Source organism: Thermaerobacter sp. FW80 (assembly GCF_004634385.1).
GTDB classification, from domain to species: domain Bacteria; phylum Bacillota; class Sulfobacillia; order Thermaerobacterales; family Thermaerobacteraceae; genus Thermaerobacter; species Thermaerobacter composti.
Genome location: NZ_CP037895.1, coordinates 2,067,538 through 2,084,765 on the forward strand (window position 1 = coordinate 2,067,538; position 17,228 = coordinate 2,084,765).

The 17,228-nt window shown below is 77.6% G+C and carries 18 protein-coding genes; all 18 read left to right on the forward strand.

Annotated elements, in window-relative coordinates:
- Nucleotides 1-201 precede the first annotated feature (201 nt).
- Nucleotides 202-1,560 carry a FliI/YscN family ATPase gene (locus E1B22_RS08570; protein ID WP_243123862.1) on the forward strand — a complete coding sequence of 453 codons (1,359 nt, stop codon included), beginning with the start codon at nt 202-204 and terminating at the stop codon, nt 1,558-1,560.
- 125 nt (nt 1,561-1,685) lie between these two features.
- Complete coding sequence (locus tag E1B22_RS08575) at nt 1,686-2,150, forward strand: flagellar protein FliJ (RefSeq protein WP_135225314.1); 465 nt, start codon at nt 1,686-1,688, stop codon at nt 2,148-2,150.
- 1,306 nt (nt 2,151-3,456) lie between these two features.
- Nucleotides 3,457-4,083 (forward strand): flagellar hook-length control protein FliK, encoded by a 627-nt coding sequence (locus E1B22_RS12715; RefSeq protein ID WP_167758900.1) that lies wholly within the window; start codon nt 3,457-3,459, stop codon nt 4,081-4,083.
- Between the two features lie 87 nt (nt 4,084-4,170).
- The gene (locus E1B22_RS08585) at nt 4,171-4,668 is read left to right on the forward strand and encodes a flagellar hook capping FlgD N-terminal domain-containing protein (protein WP_243123274.1); all 498 of its coding nucleotides are present in this window, start codon (nt 4,171-4,173) and stop codon (nt 4,666-4,668) included.
- The gene (locus E1B22_RS08590) at nt 4,665-5,531 is read left to right on the forward strand and encodes a flagellar hook-basal body complex protein (protein WP_135225316.1); all 867 of its coding nucleotides are present in this window, start codon (nt 4,665-4,667) and stop codon (nt 5,529-5,531) included. Before E1B22_RS08585 ends, E1B22_RS08590 begins: the two co-directional genes overlap by 4 nt.
- A gap of 488 nt (nt 5,532-6,019) precedes the next feature.
- Nucleotides 6,020-6,406 carry a flagellar FlbD family protein gene (locus E1B22_RS14105; protein ID WP_318751395.1) on the forward strand — a complete coding sequence of 129 codons (387 nt, stop codon included), beginning with the start codon at nt 6,020-6,022 and terminating at the stop codon, nt 6,404-6,406.
- The gene (gene fliL, locus E1B22_RS08600; protein WP_135225317.1) at nt 6,403-6,960 is read left to right on the forward strand and encodes a flagellar basal body-associated protein FliL; all 558 of its coding nucleotides are present in this window, start codon (nt 6,403-6,405) and stop codon (nt 6,958-6,960) included. Before E1B22_RS14105 ends, fliL begins: the two co-directional genes overlap by 4 nt.
- 20 nt (nt 6,961-6,980) lie before the next feature.
- Entirely contained in the window at nt 6,981-7,952 is a 972-nt protein-coding gene (gene fliM / locus E1B22_RS08605) for a flagellar motor switch protein FliM (protein ID WP_135225318.1), read from the forward strand.
- Nucleotides 7,909-8,802, forward strand: a complete 894-nt coding sequence (fliN, locus tag E1B22_RS14110; RefSeq protein WP_371413460.1) for a flagellar motor switch protein FliN — start codon at nt 7,909-7,911, stop codon at nt 8,800-8,802. Before fliM ends, fliN begins: the two co-directional genes overlap by 44 nt.
- 49 nt (nt 8,803-8,851) lie before the next feature.
- Complete coding sequence (locus E1B22_RS12905; protein ID WP_207669857.1) at nt 8,852-9,409, forward strand: response regulator; 558 nt, start codon at nt 8,852-8,854, stop codon at nt 9,407-9,409.
- Complete coding sequence (locus E1B22_RS12720) at nt 9,342-9,602, forward strand: flagellar biosynthetic protein FliO (RefSeq protein ID WP_167758901.1); 261 nt, start codon at nt 9,342-9,344, stop codon at nt 9,600-9,602. The genes E1B22_RS12905 and E1B22_RS12720 overlap by 68 nt, the downstream gene beginning before the upstream one ends.
- Nucleotides 9,599-10,282 carry a flagellar type III secretion system pore protein FliP gene (gene fliP / locus E1B22_RS08625; protein ID WP_135225320.1) on the forward strand — a complete coding sequence of 228 codons (684 nt, stop codon included), beginning with the start codon at nt 9,599-9,601 and terminating at the stop codon, nt 10,280-10,282. Before E1B22_RS12720 ends, fliP begins: the two co-directional genes overlap by 4 nt.
- A 58-nt stretch (nt 10,283-10,340) precedes the next feature.
- Nucleotides 10,341-10,610, forward strand: coding sequence for a flagellar biosynthesis protein FliQ (gene fliQ, locus E1B22_RS08630; RefSeq protein WP_135225321.1), 270 nt, complete (start codon nt 10,341-10,343; stop codon nt 10,608-10,610).
- A gap of 172 nt (nt 10,611-10,782) precedes the next feature.
- Nucleotides 10,783-11,580, forward strand: coding sequence for a flagellar biosynthetic protein FliR (fliR, locus tag E1B22_RS08635; protein WP_243123275.1), 798 nt, complete (start codon nt 10,783-10,785; stop codon nt 11,578-11,580).
- Nucleotides 11,581-11,687: 107 nt separating this feature from the next.
- Entirely contained in the window at nt 11,688-12,968 is a 1,281-nt protein-coding gene (locus E1B22_RS08640; RefSeq protein ID WP_243123276.1) for a flagellar biosynthesis protein FlhB, read from the forward strand.
- Nucleotide 12,969: 1 nt separating this feature from the next.
- A complete protein-coding gene (flhA, locus tag E1B22_RS08645; protein ID WP_135225322.1) occupies nt 12,970-15,057 on the forward strand; it encodes a flagellar biosynthesis protein FlhA in 2,088 nt (695 codons plus the stop codon).
- Entirely contained in the window at nt 15,054-16,367 is a 1,314-nt protein-coding gene (locus tag E1B22_RS13920; RefSeq protein ID WP_135225323.1) for a hypothetical protein, read from the forward strand. Before flhA ends, E1B22_RS13920 begins: the two co-directional genes overlap by 4 nt.
- Nucleotides 16,339-17,193 (forward strand): P-loop NTPase, encoded by an 855-nt coding sequence (locus tag E1B22_RS08655; RefSeq protein WP_135225324.1) that lies wholly within the window; start codon nt 16,339-16,341, stop codon nt 17,191-17,193. Before E1B22_RS13920 ends, E1B22_RS08655 begins: the two co-directional genes overlap by 29 nt.
- Nucleotides 17,194-17,228: the final 35 nt, after the last annotated feature.

A 17,228-nucleotide genomic window follows, 5' to 3' on the forward strand; every position in this document is an offset into this window, starting at 1 on the left:
GCCGCCCCCCGAGGGGCCAGCCCCGCGGACCGGACCGAGCCCGCTGCCCCCCGGGTGGCCAGCCCCGCGGGCCGGACCGAGCCCGCCGCCCCCCGAGGGGCCAGCCCCGCGGACCGGACCGGGCCCGCCGCCCCCCGGGCGAGCGGTCCCGCGGACCGGACCGAGCCCGCCACCGTCCCCGGCGGCGGCCACCCGTCGGCGCTGCTGGACTGGGGGCGGCTCCAGGCCCTGGTGGCCGCCAGCGAGCCGCGGCCGTCCCAGGGGTGGGTGGAAGAGGTGGTGGGCCTGGCGGTGGAGGCGCGGGGACCGGTGAGCTCCCTGGGCGAGCTCTGCTGGATCCACCGGCAGGGGTTGTCGCCGGTGCCCGCCGAGGTGGTGGGGTTCCGGGGTCCCCGGACCCTGCTGATGCCCCTGGGCGACGCCCGCGCCATCCGGCCGGGCAACCGGGTCGAGGCCACGGGGCGCGGCTTCGTGGTGGGCGTCGGCGAGGGGCTGCTGGGGCGGGTGCTGGACGGGTTGGGCCGCCCGTTGGACGGCCTGGGGCCGGTGGCCGCCGAGGCGTGGTATCCCGCCGAGGCCGATCCGCCGCCGCCCCTGAGTCGGCGCCCCATTCGGGAGCCGCTCCCGGTGGGCGTGCGGGCCATCGACGCCCTGCTCACCTGCGGGCGCGGCCAGCGGGTGGGCATCTTCGCCGGCAGCGGCGTCGGCAAGAGCACGCTGCTGGCGATGATGACCCGCCACACCGCCGCCGACGTGGTGGTGGTCGCCCTGATCGGGGAGCGCAACCGCGAGGTGCGGGACTTCGTCGACCACCACCTGGCCGGCGCCCGCCGGCGCACGGTGGTGGTGGCGGCCACCGCCGACCGGCCCGCGCTGGTGCGGATCAAGGCGGCCCAGGTGGCCACCGCCATCGCCGAGTTCTTCCGCGACCGAGGCCGCCACGTGCTGCTGGTGATGGACTCCGTCACGCGGTACGCCATGGCGCTGCGGGAGGTGGGCCTGGCGGTGGGCGAGCCGCCGGCGACCCGCGGCTACCCGCCGTCGGTGTTCGCCGCCCTGCCGCGCCTGTTGGAGCGGGCCGGCACGGGGCCGCGCGGCAGCATCACCGGCTTCTACACCGTGCTGGTGGACGGCGACGACTTCACCGAGCCCATCGCCGACGCCGTGCGCGGCACCTTGGACGGCCACATCGTGCTCTCGCGCCAGCTGGCCGAGGAGGGGCAGTTCCCGGCGGTGGACGTGCTGGCCAGCGTCAGCCGGCTGATGCCGGAGCTGGTCGAACCGGCCCACTGGGCCGCCGCCCAGCGCCTGCGGCGATGGCTCGGCGCCTACCGCGAGGCCCGCGATCTGGTGGAGATCGGCGCCTACCAGCGGGGCAGCAACCCCGACGTCGACCGGGCCCTGGAGCGCATGGCGGCCATCCGCGCCTTCCTGAGCCAGGGGCGCGACGAGGCGTCAGACTTCCCAGAGGCGGTGGCGCGGCTGCACCAGGTGGCGGGCGGTGCACCCGAGGGCGAGGACGAGGCGAGGGCCGACCCGCGGGCACGGGCGACGGCGTGAGGAGCGGAGCGGCGCGGCGCGGGCGGCTGGGGTGCGGGTGCGTTCGCCGCTCCGTCCCGCATGGGCGACGGGGCCAGGGGGATGGCCCTGGCGCCGGATCGGGGAGACGGGGGGAGGGGATGGCGATGGCCGAGCGCGAGCCCTTTCGCTTGCGACGGGTGTGGGACGTCCGGCGGCTGCAGGCGCTGGCGCGGCTCGCCGAGTGGAGCCGGTGGCAGGCGCGGGCGGAGGAGGCGCGCCGGGAGGCGAGCCGGATGGAGGCCGAGCGCCGGCGGGCGGCGGGCGCCCTGGCGACGGTGGGGGCCTCCCTCCCGGCGGTGGAGATGGCCGCCCGGTGGCGAGAGGTCGAGGCGCTGGGTCGGCGCACCGAGGCGGCCCACGGCCGGGCCCGGGTGCTAGCCCAGGAGGCGGCCACCCGCCAGCGCGAGGCGCTGAACGCCCGGCAGGAAGAACAGGCCTATCAGCGGCTCTACTGGCGCCACCGCGAGCGGCAACGCCTGGAGGCGCTGCGGCGGGAACAGGCCCGGGTCGACGAGGTCGCCGGGCGGGTGGCCGGGGGGAGGGGTCCGCATGGCGGCGGCTGGCGCTGAGGGGATCGGTGCCGCGAGCGGTCCGATCCTGGGGCCCGCCGCGGCGAGGGCCGTGACGCGGCGGGGGGCACCCGATCCCGCCCCTGGGCGGGCGGCGGGTCTCGGCGCCCGCGGTGAAGGGGGGGCGTTCCTCGATCTCCTGCGCGCCCGGACGCGGCGGGCCGAGGATGCGGCGGAGCCGACCAGTGCCGCGGGACCGCCGGATCGCCGGCGCAAGGGGTTGGACCCGGACGACCGCGAGGCTGGCTCCGGCCCGTCCCGGGCCGCGGCCGCCGGATCGCGGGCGGCGGACGGCTGGGTCGGCTGGGCCGCCGCGCCGGGCGGGGCGACCGCCCCCGGGACGGGGCCGGCGACGGGCCCCGGCCAGGAGGGGCGCCCGGCGTCGGCGGTCGACGGGCGTGCGGCGGCCCCGTCGAACCCTCCGGTCGACCGAGCCCCCGGGCCGGGCGGCGAGGATGGGGCTGCGCCTGGGGGCGGACCCGGGAGGCCGGGCGCGGTGTCGCCGGACGAGCGACGACCGGCGGGCTCGACCCCGACCGGCGGCGAGGACGGCGCCGTCGGCGGCCCCTCCGCGCCGGGCGGGGCGCCGCCCGCGCCGGGGGCTGGCGCCGCGGGTGGGGAGGGGACGCCGGGGAGGGCGGGTGCCGGCGGGTCGGGGCGCGAGGGCCTGGGGACCTCCGGCGGGCCGCTGCCCCCGGTCCCGGAGGCGGGCGGGAGCCCGGCGGTCGCCGCCGGCCCGGGGGGCGGTGGTGCGCCGGCCTCCGCCGGAGCCGGTGCCGGCCGCCCGATCCCGGGTGCGGCGGGGGACGCCGCCGTCGGCGCCGGCAGCCCGTCGTCGGGTGCTGGGCAGGACCCGGGCGCCCCTGGCGTCGCCGACCGCGCGGGCGGCACGGCCCCGGGGCGGGTCGAGGCCGACCGCGCGATGCCGGCGGTCGGAGCGCCTGGGGCGGGCGGGGAGGCGACCGGCGGCCCGGCCGGGGCCGCTGCCGGGGCCGGATCGCCCGAGGATGCCGCCGGCGAAGCCGCTGCAGGCGGCCCGGGCGACGGCGGGCGTCCGCCCGCCGGGGAGGGCTCCCTGCCCTCCGAGCCCGCCGTGGATGGGAGGTCCTCCGCCCGGGAGGGCGCCGGCCCCGCCGGCCCTGCGGGGGGCGATGCCGGCGGACCGAAGGCGGTCGGGAGGAAGGGCATGCCGGGGTCCTTGCCTGGCGGAGGAGGGGACCCGGCTCGCGGGGCGGGCGGGGCGGGACCCTCGCCATCCCAGGGCCATGGCGGCGTCCCGGCCGGCGGCGATCCGGGGGGCGGGTCCGTGGCGCCGGCGCCGGCCGGCACCCACCCGGCGGAGGCCGCGCAGGACGCGGCCGGGTTCCTCCGATCGGGGGGCGACGGTCCCTCCGCGGCCGCCCCGACCGGCGGGGTCCCGAGCCTGGCGCCCGGCGCGGACGCGGGGGGGATGCCGGGCCCCGGTGCCGCCGTCGACGCCGGCCGGTGGGCGCAGGCCGTGGCCCGCTGGATCGAGGGGCTGGAGTGGCACCGGAGCGGGGAGCGGCAGGTGCTCCGACTCCACCTGACGCCCGCCCACCTGGGGCCGCTGCACGTGGAGGTGGCCGGCGACGCCGGCGGGCTGGCCGCCCGCATCACCGTCTTCAACCCCGACGCCCTGGTGCTGGTCAACCGGCATGCGGACGAGCTGCGGCAGGCCTTGGCGGCCCGCGGCTACCCGCTGGCCAGCCTGGACGTGGGCCTCGGCGCGGCGGGTGACGAGGCGGGGCGGACCGGCGCGGGAAGGACGGGTGGCCAGGGCGGATGGCACCAGGACGGCGTGCCGTCGATCGGCCGGGCGGACCCCCTCATCGGGGCGAGCGCCCGCCGGGCGCTCCCCCGCGAAGCGCTGGGCGGCGTCGCCGGATCCGTCCGCCTGGACGTGCGGATCTGAACGCACCTGAGCGCGGGCCGGCTACGGCGGAGGCCTTGCCGGACCCGGCGTCGACGACGACGCGGACGACGAGAGGAGGTGGCGATGGTGTCGACCCTGGCCGCCAGCTGGGCCGCCGCCCCCGCTGCGGCACGGACCGGCGAGGGGTCCTCCGGATCCCCCGTCCGCACCGCTGCGGCGACGACGGACTTGCGCTCCGGCGACGCGGCGAGACGGGCGGCCGGTCCCGGTGGTCTCGATCCCGACGCCTTCTTCCGGCTCCTGGCCGCGCAGCTGCGCTATCAGGATCCGCTCCAGCCCATGCAGGACACGGCCTTCGTGGCCCAGCTGGCCCAGCTCACCCAGCTGGAGGAGACCCGCGCCCTGCGGGCGGCGGTCTCCGGCCTGGCCGCGCTGCCGCTGCTCGGCCGGGCGGTGGCGGTGACCACCGCCGACGGCGAGCGGACCGGGACGGTCACGGGGGTCCGCCTCGACCCCGCCGCGCCGGGGCTGCTGCTGGACGGCGAGCCGCTGGCCTGGGCCGACGTGCTGGCACTGCGCCTGGTCCCCCAGGCCGACCCCACGAAGGAGGGTGAGGCGCCATGATGCGCTCGCTGTACGCCGCCATCTCGGGGCTGCAGAACCACCAGCTCCGGATGGACGTCATCGGCAACAACATCGCCAACGTGAACACCGTGGGCTTCAAGGCCTCCCGCGTGACCTTCAAGGAGCTCTTCAGCCAGACCTTGCGCGGGGCGGCGGCCCCCACCCCTCCCGTGCGCGGCGGGACCAACCCGATCCAGATCGGGCTGGGCACCACCCTGAGCGGCATCGACGTGGTGCACCAGCCGGGCAACCCGCAGGTCACGGGGGTCAACACCGACCTGGCCATCCAGGGGGACGGGTTCTTCGTCCTCCGGGATGCCACCGGCGCCGAGGTCTACACCCGGGCGGGCGACTTCCGCCTGGACGCCCAGGGGTACCTGGTCAGCGGCGACGGCCTCTTGGTGCTGGGGTGGCAGGCCGATGACGGCGTCCTCCCAGATCCGGATCCCACGGCTGCCGGTCCCATCCGGGTCCTCGACCCCGATGCGGACCCCGCGACGGAGCCCGAGAACGTCGTGGTCTCCTTCAGCATCGACACCGCGGGCGTCATCACCGGCACCTTCGCCGACGGCAGCACCCGACCCATCGCCCAGATCGCCCTGGCCACCTTCGCCAACCCCAGCGGCCTGCTGCGCGACGGTCACCTCTACCGCCAGTCCAACAACTCGGGGGTGCCCGACGTGGGGGCACCAGGCACCGGCGGCCGGGGCACCGTCCAGGCGGGGGCCCTGGAGATGTCCAACGTCGACCTCTCCCGGGAGTTCGTCGACATGATCGTCACCCAGCGCGGCTTCCAGGCCAACTCGCGGGTGATCACCACCTCCGACGAGATGCTGCAGGAGCTGGTCAACCTCAAGCGGTGATCCCCACCGCGGGCCCCGGTGGGCTCGGGCGCCCCGCTGCCCGGAGCGGGGGCCGCCGCGGACGGGCCCGCCGGCCCCCGGCGGACGAACCCGGCCGGGCGGCGCAGCCGGCCGGCCGGGTTCGCCGACGCGGTGGATGCCGCATCCGCTGCGGGTGGAGGCATCGCGGACCCGTCCCAGCCGGCGGGCGGCGCGGGGGAGCAGGAGGGAGGAGCCCGGCCCTCTGGGTGGGGCGGGGGCCCCGTCGTCGGGTGCGGCCGGCGAAATCCGGTGGCCTGGTGCAGCCGGCGGAACCCCGTCCGCCGGTGGGGGTGGCGGAGCTGCGTCCCCGGTGCGCGTGGCGAAACCCCGTCCCCCGGTGCGGGTGGCGGAATCTCGTCCCCCGGTGCGGTTGGCCGGCGAGGCCGCCGGCGGCCGGCCCGCGGCGCCGCGGTGCACGCCCGGTACGGGCAGCGCCGCGGCACGGATCGGGGAGGAGGGGCGGTCCGGTGGTCCGGGTGACCCGTCTCGACGGACGGGAGCTGGTGGTCAACGCCGAGCTCATCGAGCTCTTGGAGGCGACGCCCGACACCGTCATCACCCTGTCCACCGGCCGGCGGCTGGTGGTGCGGGAGTCGGTGGCGGAGGTGGTGCGGCGGGTGGTCGCGTATCGCCGGCGGGTGGCCGTCGGCGGGGGACGGTTCGTGGCCGCCGCCCGTCTCCGCCGGGCGGGGTCGGGGCTCGGCGGGGCGGGGCGCCGTGGCGGCGCGGAGGGTGCCAACGGCCCGCCATCCCCCGAGCCGGTGGAGGGTTCCCCGCTCGCGCCGAAGGCGGCCCGGGGCCCGGGCGGGGCGGAGCGGTGCACCCGTGGGTGCGAGGACGGTGACGGTGCGTGAGAGGCAGGATCAGGACGGCGCTGGTGGTCGTCGTCGCCGCCGCCGTGGCGGCGGCGGGGACGTGGTGGGCCATGGCCCGGCAGGGCGCGGCGAAGCCCGCGGAGCCCGCCCCCGTGGACGTCTCCCTGGAGCCCTTCACCACCAATCTGCGGGACGGGCGGGTGGTCCAGGTGACCCTGGTGCTCCGCGTGGCCGGACCGGAGGCGGCGGACGAGCTGGAGCACGGCCGGATGGCCGACGTCCGGCACCAGGTGTATCGGGTCCTGCGGGGGATGACCGCCGCCGACCTGGCGGGGACGGCCGGCATGGACCGCCTGCGGCAGGCCGTCTGGCACGCCCTGGCGGATCCGGCGGACGGGGCCGTGCCCGGCCACGGTCAGGCCCCGGCGTCCGACGGGACGTCGGCCGCGGCGTCCCCTGCCGGCGGCCGTGGGGCGGCCGCGGCCGGATCCCCGGGGGCCGAGGCCGGGGCGGCGGCCGGCCCGGGCGCCGGCGTGGGAGGGCTGGGCCTGCCGATCCGTGAGGTCCTGATCACCGATCTCATCGTCCAGTGAGGCGGGGAGGAGGGCCAGCGGTGACCCAGGGGACGGGGCGGAGGGCCGGGCGGCGGTCGCCGGTGATCCGGATCTACGACTTCCGCCGTCCCGACAAGTTCTCCAAGGAACAGCTGCGCACCCTGGCCATGGTCCACGAGAACGTGGCGCGCCTGGCCACGGGCTTCCTCTCGGGCCAGCTGCGCACGGTGGTCGAGGTGCGCGTGCTGGAGGTCGAGGAGACCACCTACGGCGAGTTCATCGCGGACCTCCCCAACCCCACGGTGCTGGCGGTGTTCAGCCTGCCGCCCCTGGAGAGCAGCGCCGTGATGGACATCGAGCCGTCCATCGCCTTCCCCATGGTCGACCGGCTCTTCGGCGGACCCGGCACCGGCACCGCGACGGGCCGCGGCCTGACGGAGATCGAGACGGTGGTCATGCGGATGATCCTGCAGGGGCTGCTGGAGGCGGTGGCCGAGGGGTGGGCGCAGCTGGCCCAGGTCCAGGGCGAGCTGGTGACGGTGGCGGCCAACCCGCTGTTCGTCCAGATCCAGGCACCCAACGAGATCGCCGTGCGGGTGGTGATGGCCGTCCGCTTCGGCCAGCAGGAGGGCGCCTGGCGCCTGTGCCTGCCCTATCCGCTGCTGGAGCCGGTGCTGCCGCGGTTGGCGGTCCACCAGTACTACGCCAGGGGCACGCGCAGCCACGCCGCCTCCCGGGACCGGTGGGCCGAGGGGCTCCGGCAGGTGCCGCTGCCGGTCAGCGTGGTGCTGGGGCGGACCCGGTTGACGGTGCGGGAGCTGCTCGCCCTGGAGCCGGGGCACGTGCTCCGGTTGGACACACCGGCCGACGGGCTCGTCGACGTGGTCGTCGCCGGCCGGCCCAAGTTCCGCGGCCTGCCGGGCCGGGCCGGCCCGAGGCTGGCCGTCCGGGTGGTGGAACGGGTGGCAGAGGAGGCGCAACAGGGCGATGGGCACGGGCGAGTGGGAGATGTTGTCGCAGGAGGAGATTGACGCCTTGCTCCGCAGCCTGGCCGAGGAGGGCGGCCCGGAGGCCGCGACGACGGCTGCGAGCGGACCGGCCGGCGGGACCGACCCCGGGCCCGGCCAGCAGGCGCCGCGCCCGGGAGCGGGCAGTGCAGCCGAGGGTGCGCCGGCCGCAGGGGCTCCAGCCCCGTCTGGGCCGGGCGCCGGGGCCCTTGTCGAGGCGGGGACCGGGGACGCCGACCCTTCGCCGGGGACCGCCGCGGGCGGCGCAGCGTCGGGGGGTGACGACGCCCCAACCGGCGAGGAGGCGGGCTCCGGCGGCGGCGCCGGCCGAGCCGGCGCCGCCGCCGGGGGGGCTGAGGCCCGGGCATCCCAGGGCCCGCCGGCCGACGCCGGCGGGCCGGGCGGGGGTCCGGCAGGAGGGACGGGGACCGCCGCCGGGCCCGGTGCCGGTCGCCCGTCCCACGCCGCGGCCGCGGCCGCGGAGCCAGCGGCGACCTCCTGGGAGGCGGGCGCGGGCGAGGCGGCGGAGGCGGCCTTCGAACCCTTCTCGCCGGCCGCCGGCCCCGGCGAGGCGGCTGCGGGGCTCGGTGGCGCGGGGCGTTCGGCCGCGCCGCGGGGGACGCTGGACCTCCTGCTGGACGTGCCCCTGCAGATCACGGTGGAGCTCGGCCAGACCCAGCGGACCGTGCGGGAACTGTTGGAGATGGCCCCCGGGACCGTGGTCGAGCTGGATCGCCTGGCCGGCGAGCCCGTGGATCTCCTGGTCAACGGCCGGCTGATCGCCCGGGGCGAGGTGGTGGTGATCGATGAGAACTTCGGCATCCGCATCACCGACATCGTCAGCCCCGGGGAGCGCCTGCGCCGGCTGCGGTGACCGCCGCCCCTCGCCGCCGGCCGCGGCCGCCGGGCCGCCGCGCCGGCCGGTGGTGGTCGTCATCGATCCCGCGGCCTACGCGCGACGTCAGGTCCGGGACCAGCTGGCCCCGCTGGGGTGCGCGGTGGTCGAGCTCACCGGCGAGGAGGACCCGGAAGCGCTTTCCGAGGCGCTGGCCCGGGCCCGGGTCGTGGTGGTCGAACCGGCGCCCCACGGGTCACGGGCGGGGGCCTGGCTGCGGCGGCTACGGGCGATCCATCCCGGGGCGGCGCTGGTGGTCTGCAGCGCCCTGACCACCCGTGCCGCGGTCCTCACCTACAGGGGGGCGGGGGCGGTCGACGTGGTGGCGAAGCCCTGGCGCCCAGAGCGGTTGCAGGCGGCCGTGGCGGCCGCCCTGGGGCAGGCGGGCGCCACGGGGCGGCCGACGCCCACCTGCGGCGGCGGGTCGGGGCCTGGGCCGGCCGTCGGCCGCGGGCGGCGGCCCGCGGCCGAGGGCGAAGGGACGGGGACGGCGGGGAGACCGGGGGGACGGGGGAGCCTTGTGGACCAGTCTGATCCAGTTCCTTCTCGCCTCGCTGCTGGTCATCGCGGTGGCCGCCTGGGGTAGTCGCGCCCTGGGCCGCTGGCTGCGGCCGCGGCCGGGCCCGGACGGCCTGGAGATCCGGGCGGTGGTGCCGCTAGGCGGGCGTCGGCTCCTGTGCGTGGTGCGCTGGCGCGGGGACGACCTGCTGCTGGGGGTCACCGATCGGGGCGTGAGCCTGCTGGACCGGCGCCCGGCCGGGGGGGACGAGCCGGCATGATCCCCCGGATCGACGTCACGCTGCAGCCGGCGGCCGGACCCGAGGGGCTGGGGGTCGCCCTCCAGATCCTGCTGCTGCTGACCGTGCTGTCCCTGGCCCCGGCGATCCTGGTCCTGATGACGGGCTTCACCCGCATCGTGGTCGCCCTCTCCTTCCTCCGCAGCGCGCTGGGCACCCCCCAGGCGCCGCCCAACCAGGTGCTGGTGGGGCTGGCGTTGTTCCTGACGGTGTTCATCATGGCCCCGGTGTGGCAGGAGGTCTACCAGCAGGCCTGGATCCCCTACCGGGACGGGCAGATCGGCCAGGTGGAGGCGCTGCAGCGAGCGCAGCAGCCGGTGCGGGAGTTCATGTTCCGCTACACCCGGGAGCGGGACCTGGCCCTGTTCCTCGAGCTCTCGGGCCAGGGGCCGGTGGCCTCCCGCGACCAGGTGCCGACGTACGTGTTGATCCCGGCCTTCGCCATCAGCGAGCTGAAGACGGCCTTTCAGATCGGGTTCATGCTGTACGTGCCGTTCCTGGTCATCGACATGGTGGTCGCCAGCACCCTGATGTCCATGGGCATGCTGATGGTCCCGCCCATGCTGGTCTCCCTGCCGTTCAAGATCCTGCTCTTCGTCCTGGTGGACGGGTGGAACCTGGTGGTCCGCTCGCTGCTGGCCTCCTTCGGCGCGGGCGGCTAGGGGCCGCGGGGCGGGGCGGAGCCCGGTGGGCCCCGGTGCGGACGGGAGGCGGTGTTCGATGACGGACGCGACGGTGCTGACGGTGGGACGGGAAGCGCTGTGGACCGGCCTTCTGGTGGCGGCTCCCGTGCTCGGGCTGACGGTCCTGGTCGGCGTCGCCATCAGCATCCTCCAGGCGGCGACCCAGGTGACCGAGCAGACCCTGGTCTTCGTCCCCAAGATCCTGGCGGCGGCCGCAGCGCTGCTGCTGTTCGGGCCGTGGATGCTGACCACCCTGGTGCGGTACACGGTCCAGCTCTACCAGTCCATCCCCGGGGTGCTGGGATAGCGCCCCTCGCCCCGGCGTCCCCGACGGGTCGCCCCGCCCCGGCCGACGGGGTGGGTCGGCTCCAACGGGGGTCGATCTCGACGCGGACGACGCCCTGGGGACGGGCGCGCGCAGGACCCTGGCGTCGGCCGGGCCGGCCGCCCGCCCGGGGCGGCCGCCCGCGGGTCGGAGGATGCTCGGCGTGGAGGTGGCCCAGGTGGACCTGGCCAGCATCGCCACCAACGAGCTCCATCGGTTCCTCCTCTGCCTGGGGCGGACCAGCGCCCTGGTGGTGGCCTCCCCCGCCTTCGGCGGCGGGCTCGTCCCCGCGCCGGCCCGGGCGCTGCTGGCGGTGCTGCTGGCCCTGGTGGTGTACCCCGTCATGCCGCCGGCCGAGCCGCCCGCCTCGGTGCTCGGCTACGCCGGCGCCCTGCTGGCCGAGGTGGCGGTCGGCCTCGCCCTGGGGCTGGTGACGGCGCTGGTCTTCGCCGCCGTCCAGCTGGCCGGTCAGCTGCTGGACCTGGTCACCGGCTTCGGCGTTTCCGGCGTGTTCGACCCCGTCTCCAGCCAGTCCCTGCCGATCCTGGGTCACTTCCTCTACCTGCTGATGTGGGTGTTGCTCCTCGCCACCGAGGGGCACCACGTGGTGATCCGCGCCCTGGCCGAGAGCTATCGGCACGTGCCCCCCGGCGGGGTGGGGCTGGCCGGCGGGGCGCCGGTGCTGATCGGGATGGCGGGGTGGATGTTCGCCACGGGCCTGGCCCTCAGCCTGCCCCTGCTGGCGGTGCTGGTGGCGGTGATGGTGGCCCTGGGCCTGGTGTCCCGGGCGGTGCCGCAGCTGAACGTGTTCATCACCGGGTTGCCGGTCCAGGTGGCGGTGGCGCTGGTCGCCCTGCTGGTGGGCCTGCCGGCGCTGGGCGGGGCGATGGCGGACCTGGTGCACCCCATGGCCGACGCCCTGGCACGGCTGTTGGAGGCGATGGGCCCGTGACGGCGACACAGGGCTCGCGGCCGATGCGCGCGACGGACCGCCGGCCGGTCGCCGGCGTGCGGCCCGGGAGGTCAGGACGGCCGCCGGCGGCTTCGCCGCGGCGGGCGATGGATCTCCAGCTGTTCGCCGGAGAGCGGGTGCTGCCCCCCTCACCCCGGCGGCTGCGGGAGGCGCGACGGCGGGGCGAGGGCGCCCGCAGCACCGACCTGACGGCGGCGCTGCTGCTGGTGGCGGTGGCGGCCCTAACCGGTGTCCTGGTGCCCGCATCGTCGCGGTCCGTGGCCGCCCTCGCCCGGCAGCTGTGGGGCGCGCCGCCGGTGGGCGCCGCCGAGGCCTGGACGGTGGCCGACGCCGTGGCCCTGGGGCGGACGGCGCTGGTGGCGACGGTGGGCGCCGCGGCCCCCCTGCTGCTGGTCGCCTGGGTGGCGGCCGCAGCGGCCGGGCTCCTCCAAGCCCAGGGCCTCTTCCAGCCGGCGCTGGTGGCGCCGCGGTGGGAGCGCCTGAGCCCGTGGGCCGGCCTCGGGCGGATGTTCTCCCGGCGGGCGCTGGTGGAGCTGGCCAAGGCGCCCCTGAAGCTGGTGGTCCTCGCGGCGGTCCTGGGCCCGGCCCTCGCCCGGACCGCGGGCTCGCTGCTGGTGGCCACCGGTGCCCCCGCCGAGACCCTGGTTCCCGCCGCCGCCCGGGCGATCCACGACCTGCTGTGGCGGGGGAGCCTGGCCTACCTGGTGGTGGCCCTGGCCGACTACGCCTACCAGTGGTGGGAGCACCAGCGCTCCCTGCGGATGACGGTCCAGGAGTGGAAGCAGGACCAGAAGGAGGCCGAGGGCGATCCGGTGGTGCGCCAGCGGATCCGGCAGCGGCAGCGCCAGCTGGCGCGGCGGCGGATGCTGCAAGAGGTTCCCCGGGCGGACGTGGTGGTGACCAACCCGACCCACGTGGCCGTGGCGCTGCGATACGACCCGGCCCGCATGGGGGCGCCGGTGGTGGTGGCCAAGGGCCTGGGCGTCCTGGCCCTGCGCATCCGGGCGGTGGCGGAGGCCCACGACGTGCCCGTGATGGAAGAACCGGCCCTGGCCCGGGCCCTGTACCGGTCCGTCGACGTCGGCCGGGAGATCCCCCCGGCGCTCTACGTAGCGGTGGCCGAGGTGCTGGCCTTCGTGTGGCGGCTCAAGGGCCGTTCCGCCGCGGACCTGGCGCCGGCCCATGGCCCCGGCCCCCGGGCCGAAGCCCCCCGCGCGGCCCGCGGCGCCGGGGGAGACGGGGGACGGCCCGGCACCCCCGGCGGTGGTGGCCGCGCCGGGGCCCGGGGCCGCGGGACCCCCGCGGGGCCGGGGCGTCCCGGCGCCCCGGCGGGGCCGGTTCGTCCCGGTACGGGGGAGGTGACGTAGCATGGCGCGTCCCCTGACGGGGGGGAGGGCGTCGGGCCTGGCGACGGCGGGCCGCTGGCTGGCCGGGTCGGCCGACGCGGTGGTGGCGGCATTCGTGGTGATCATCGTGGTGATGATGGTCGTCCCGCTGCCCACCGCCCTGCTGGACGTGCTGATCGCCGCCAACCTGACCTTCGCCCTGGTCGTGCTCCTGATGACCATGTACACCCAGGAGCCGCTGGAGATCGCCGTCTTCCCCTCGCTCCTGCTGCTGGCCACCCTGTTCCGGCTGGCGCTCAACGTCTCCTCCACCCGGCTCATCCTGCTCCAGGGCGACGCGGGGGCGATCATCCGGCAGTTCGGCCACTTCGTGGTCGGCGGCGACCTGGTGGTCGGCCTGGTGGTGTTCCTGATCCTCGTGGTGATCCAGTTCGTCGTCATCACCCGCGGCGCGGAGCGGGTGGCGGAGGTGGCGGCCCGCTTCACCCTGGACGCGCTGCCCGGCAAGCAGATGAGCATCGACGCCGACCTGTCGGCCGGGCTGATCGACGAGCAGGAGGCCCGCGCCCGCAGGCAGCGGGTGGCCCGCGAGGCGGACTTCTACGGCGCCATGGACGGCGCCAGCAAGTTCGTCAAGGGGGACGCCATCGCGGGCCTGGTCATCACCGCCATCAACCTGATCGGCGGGGTGCTGATCGGGGTGCTGCGGGACGGGAGGCCGGCGGCCGAGGCCCTCCAGACCTACGCGCTGCTCACCGTCGGCGACGGGCTGGTCTCCCAGATCCCCGCCCTGCTCCTCGCCACCGCCACGGGCATCGTGGTGACGCGGGCGGCCGGCGAGGACCACCTGGGCGGCGACCTGCGCCGGCAGGTGTTCTCCAACCCGCGGGTGCTGGGGGTCGCCGCGATCTTCTTGGTGCTCCTCGCCCTGGTGCCGGGCCTGCCCAAGGTGCCCTTCTTCGTCCTGGCCGCGGTGGCGGCGGCGGGAGCCCGGGGCCTGCAGCTTCAGGCGCGACGCCGGGCCGAGGAGGAGGCCGCGCGCGCCCGCCAGGAGGCGGCCGCGGCCCGCAGCGAGCCGGAGCCGGTGACCGCCGCGCCTGTCGACCCCATCGAGATCGAGCTGGGCTACGGGTTGCTGGGGCTGGCCGACGAGTCGCGGGGCGGCGATCTGCTGGCGCGCATCGCCGCCATCCGGCGGCAGATGGCGCAGGACCTGGGGGTGGTGATCCCGCTGGTCCGGGTGCGGGACAACGTGATGCTGGACAGCCACACCTACGTGATCCGCCTGCGCGGTGCCGAGGCGGGGCGCGGCCGGCTGCTCCCCGACCACTACCTGGCCATGGCCACGGGCGTGGAGACGGAGACCGTGGAGGGGATCGAGACGACGGAACCGGCCTTCGGCCTGCCGGCCCTGTGGATCCCCGCCGACAGCCGGGAGCGGGCCGAGCTGGCGGGCTACACCGTGGTCGACCCGGCCTCGGTGCTGGCGACCCACCTGTCCGAGTTGCTGCGCCAGAACGCCCACCGGCTGCTGACCCGTCAGGACGTGCGCCAGCTCCTGGACGGGCTGCGCCAGGTGGCGCCGGCCCTGGTGGACGAGCTGCAGCAGCACCTGGGCCTGAGCGAGATCCAGAAGGTGCTGCAGAACCTGCTGCGGGAGGGCGTGGCCATCCGCGACCTGGTGACCATCGGCGAGGCCTTGGCGGACCAGGCCCCCGTCACCCGCGACACCGACCTCTTGACCGAGTTCGTCCGGCACCGGCTGGCGGCCCAGATCTCCGAGTCGCTGCCCGTGCGGGACGGCCGGCTGCGGGTGCTGGCCCTGGACCCCGCGGCCGAGCAGGTGATCCGCGACGCCCTGCAGCAGACCCCCGCCGGCGGCCCGCCGGCCGTGCCCGCCGACTGGCTCGGCCGCCTGCTGCGGGCCGCCCAGGCGGAGGTCCGGCGGGTGGCCGCGCAGGGGGTCGAGCCGGTGGTGCTCTGTGCCCCGGTGATCCGGCTCCACCTCTACCGGCTGCTGGAGGCGGCGGTGCCGCAGCTGGTGGTCGTCTCCTATAACGAGCTGGTGCCCCACCTCCAGGTGGAGACCGTGGGGGTGATCCGCCCGTGAGGATCAAGCGCTTCCGGGCGCCGGACATGCGCACGGCCCTCGAACTGGTACGGGCGGAGATGGGGCGCGACGCGGTGATCCTGCAGTCCCGGGCGGTGCGCGGTCGGGGGCTCCTGGGATGGCTGGGGCGCGGCCGCCGGTGGGTCGAGGTGACGGCGGCCTGGGACGGGGACGGGCCCCGGGCCGGACTCTCCGCCGGGTGGGATCGGGCTGCCGCCGCCGGGTTCGGTGCGGGCCGTCCGGCCGCCGGTGGGGTGGGGCGGCCGCCCAACGTCGCCGCCGGCGGGGACGCCGGCGGTTGGGACGAACCGGCCGCGGCGGTGCCGTCCGGCGAAGGGGGAGACCGAGGGCGCGGAGGGGCGGCGGGGGCGCCACCGGCCCGGCCGGCGGCGGCCGGGGCCCGAGCGGCGGTCCCGGCCTCGTCGCCGCAGGGTTCCCTGCCTACTGCGCTGCCGGACGGCCGGGCGCGGCGGCTGGATGTGACGGTGGGCGACGGTCCCCTGCTCCCGTCGCCGGCGGCCGCGGGGCGAGCCGCCGGCCCTCACGGGCAGGCCCCGGCCCCGGCAGGGACGAGGGCCGCGTCGCCGGTCCTGCCGCCGCCCGCCCCGCCGCTGGCCGGGACGGTGGTGGTGGTCGGGCCCACGGGCGCGGGCAAGACCACGGTGGTGGCGAACCTGGCGGCCCGGGCGGTGCTGGACGAGGGGCGCGAGGTCGCCCTGCTGGCGGCGGACACCTATCGGCTGGGCGCCACCCGGGCGCTGGCGTCCTACGCCGAGCTGCTCGGCCTGCCGCTGGAGGTGGCGTACGCCCCCGGCGAGGTGGCCGCCTGGGCGAACCGGCAAGGCGAGCACGGCGGTGCCGCGGAGGGCGCGCAGGACGACGCCCAGGTGGCGGGGGGCGAGGGCGGGGTGCGCGCCCTGGTGGACACCGCGGGCCGCAACCTGCTGCTGCCGGAGGTGGCCGCCGAGCTGGCCGCCGTGGTCGCCGCGGCCCGGCCCGACCGGGTGCTGCTGGTGGTCCCGGCGACCCTGGCGCCGGCGGAGGCGGCGGCGGTGATCGCCGCCGGGCGCCGGCTGGGGGCGACGGACCTGGTGCTCACCAAGCTGGACGAGTGCCTGGATCCCGCGGCCGCCCTGGCCCGAGCCGCGGGGTGGGGATTGCCCCTGGCCCGGGTGGGACTGGGCCAGCGCGTGCCCGAGGACCTGGTGCCGGGCACCCCAGAGGCGCTGGGGCCGTGGCTGGCCCACGCCCGGCGCCGGCACCGAGGAGGAGGGGGCCTGCATGGTCACGACGCCGACCGGGTTGGCTGAGCGATCGCGCACGCTCCTGGTGGCCAGCGGCAAGGGCGGGGTCGGGAAGAGCAACCTGAGCCTGAACCTGGCCATCGCCGCCCGGCAGCTGGAGCGGCGGGTGCTGCTGCTGGACGCCGACGTGGGGCTGGGGAACGCCGAGATCCTGGCCGGTGTCAGCGCCCCCCGGCACCTGGGCGACGTCCTGGCGGGTCGGGCGAGCCTGGCCGAGGCGGTGGTGCCCGGCCCGGGCGGCGTCGACCTGCTCGCCGGCGGCCACGGCATGCTCGAACTGCCCCCCATCGACGGCCTGCGCTGGCGTCACGTGCTTGCCCAGGTGGCCCGCTACGGGTGGGATCTGGTGGTGATCGACGGCGGGGCGGGCGTGGGGGGCGCGGTGCGGCCCCAGCTGCTGGCGGCGCGGGAGGTGCTGGTGGTCACCACGCCCGAGCCCACGGCCCTGGCCGACGCCTATGCGGTGATCAAGCTGGTGGCGGGCCGGGACCCGGCCCAGGCTCCCCAGGTGTGGGTGGCGGTCAACCAGGTGCAGGGGGCCGCCGAGGGCGAGCGGGCCTTCGCGCGGCTGGCCGCGGTCTGCCGACGGTTCCTGGGGGTCGAGCCCCGGTGCCTGGGCACGGTGCCCTTCGATCCCCAGTTGCGCCGGGCGGTCCAGCGGCAGGTCCCGCTGCTGCTGGCCGCACCCCACAGCCCGGCCGCCCGGGCCGTCGCCGCCATGGCGCGGCGCCTCCTGGGGGCCCCGGCGCCGGCGACGGGCGGCCTCTTGGCGTACCTGACCCGCCTGTGGCCCCGGCGCCCGCTGCGGGCGGCCTCGGCGCCGGGCGAGTAGCGCCGACCGCCGTCGGCGCCGCGCGGCCGGGAGGG

What these genes read in the sequence shown, in the direction of transcription:
- E1B22_RS08575 (WP_135225314.1), top strand. Translation starts at nt 1,686, where the DNA reads ATGGCCGAGCGCGAGCCCTTTCGCTTGCGACGGGTGTGGGACGTCCGG.
- E1B22_RS08590 (WP_135225316.1), top strand. Translation starts at nt 4,665, where the DNA reads ATGATGCGCTCGCTGTACGCCGCCATCTCGGGGCTGCAGAACCACCAG.
- fliN (WP_371413460.1), top strand. Translation starts at nt 7,909, where the DNA reads ATGGGCACGGGCGAGTGGGAGATGTTGTCGCAGGAGGAGATTGACGCC.
- fliP (WP_135225320.1), top strand. Translation starts at nt 9,599, where the DNA reads ATGATCCCCCGGATCGACGTCACGCTGCAGCCGGCGGCCGGACCCGAG.
- fliQ (WP_135225321.1), top strand. Translation starts at nt 10,341, where the DNA reads ATGACGGACGCGACGGTGCTGACGGTGGGACGGGAAGCGCTGTGGACC.
- fliR (WP_243123275.1), top strand. Translation starts at nt 10,783, where the DNA reads ATGCTCGGCGTGGAGGTGGCCCAGGTGGACCTGGCCAGCATCGCCACC.
- E1B22_RS08640 (WP_243123276.1), top strand. Translation starts at nt 11,688, where the DNA reads ATGGATCTCCAGCTGTTCGCCGGAGAGCGGGTGCTGCCCCCCTCACCC.
- flhA (WP_135225322.1), top strand. Translation starts at nt 12,970, where the DNA reads ATGGCGCGTCCCCTGACGGGGGGGAGGGCGTCGGGCCTGGCGACGGCG.
- E1B22_RS08655 (WP_135225324.1), top strand. Translation starts at nt 16,339, where the DNA reads ATGGTCACGACGCCGACCGGGTTGGCTGAGCGATCGCGCACGCTCCTG.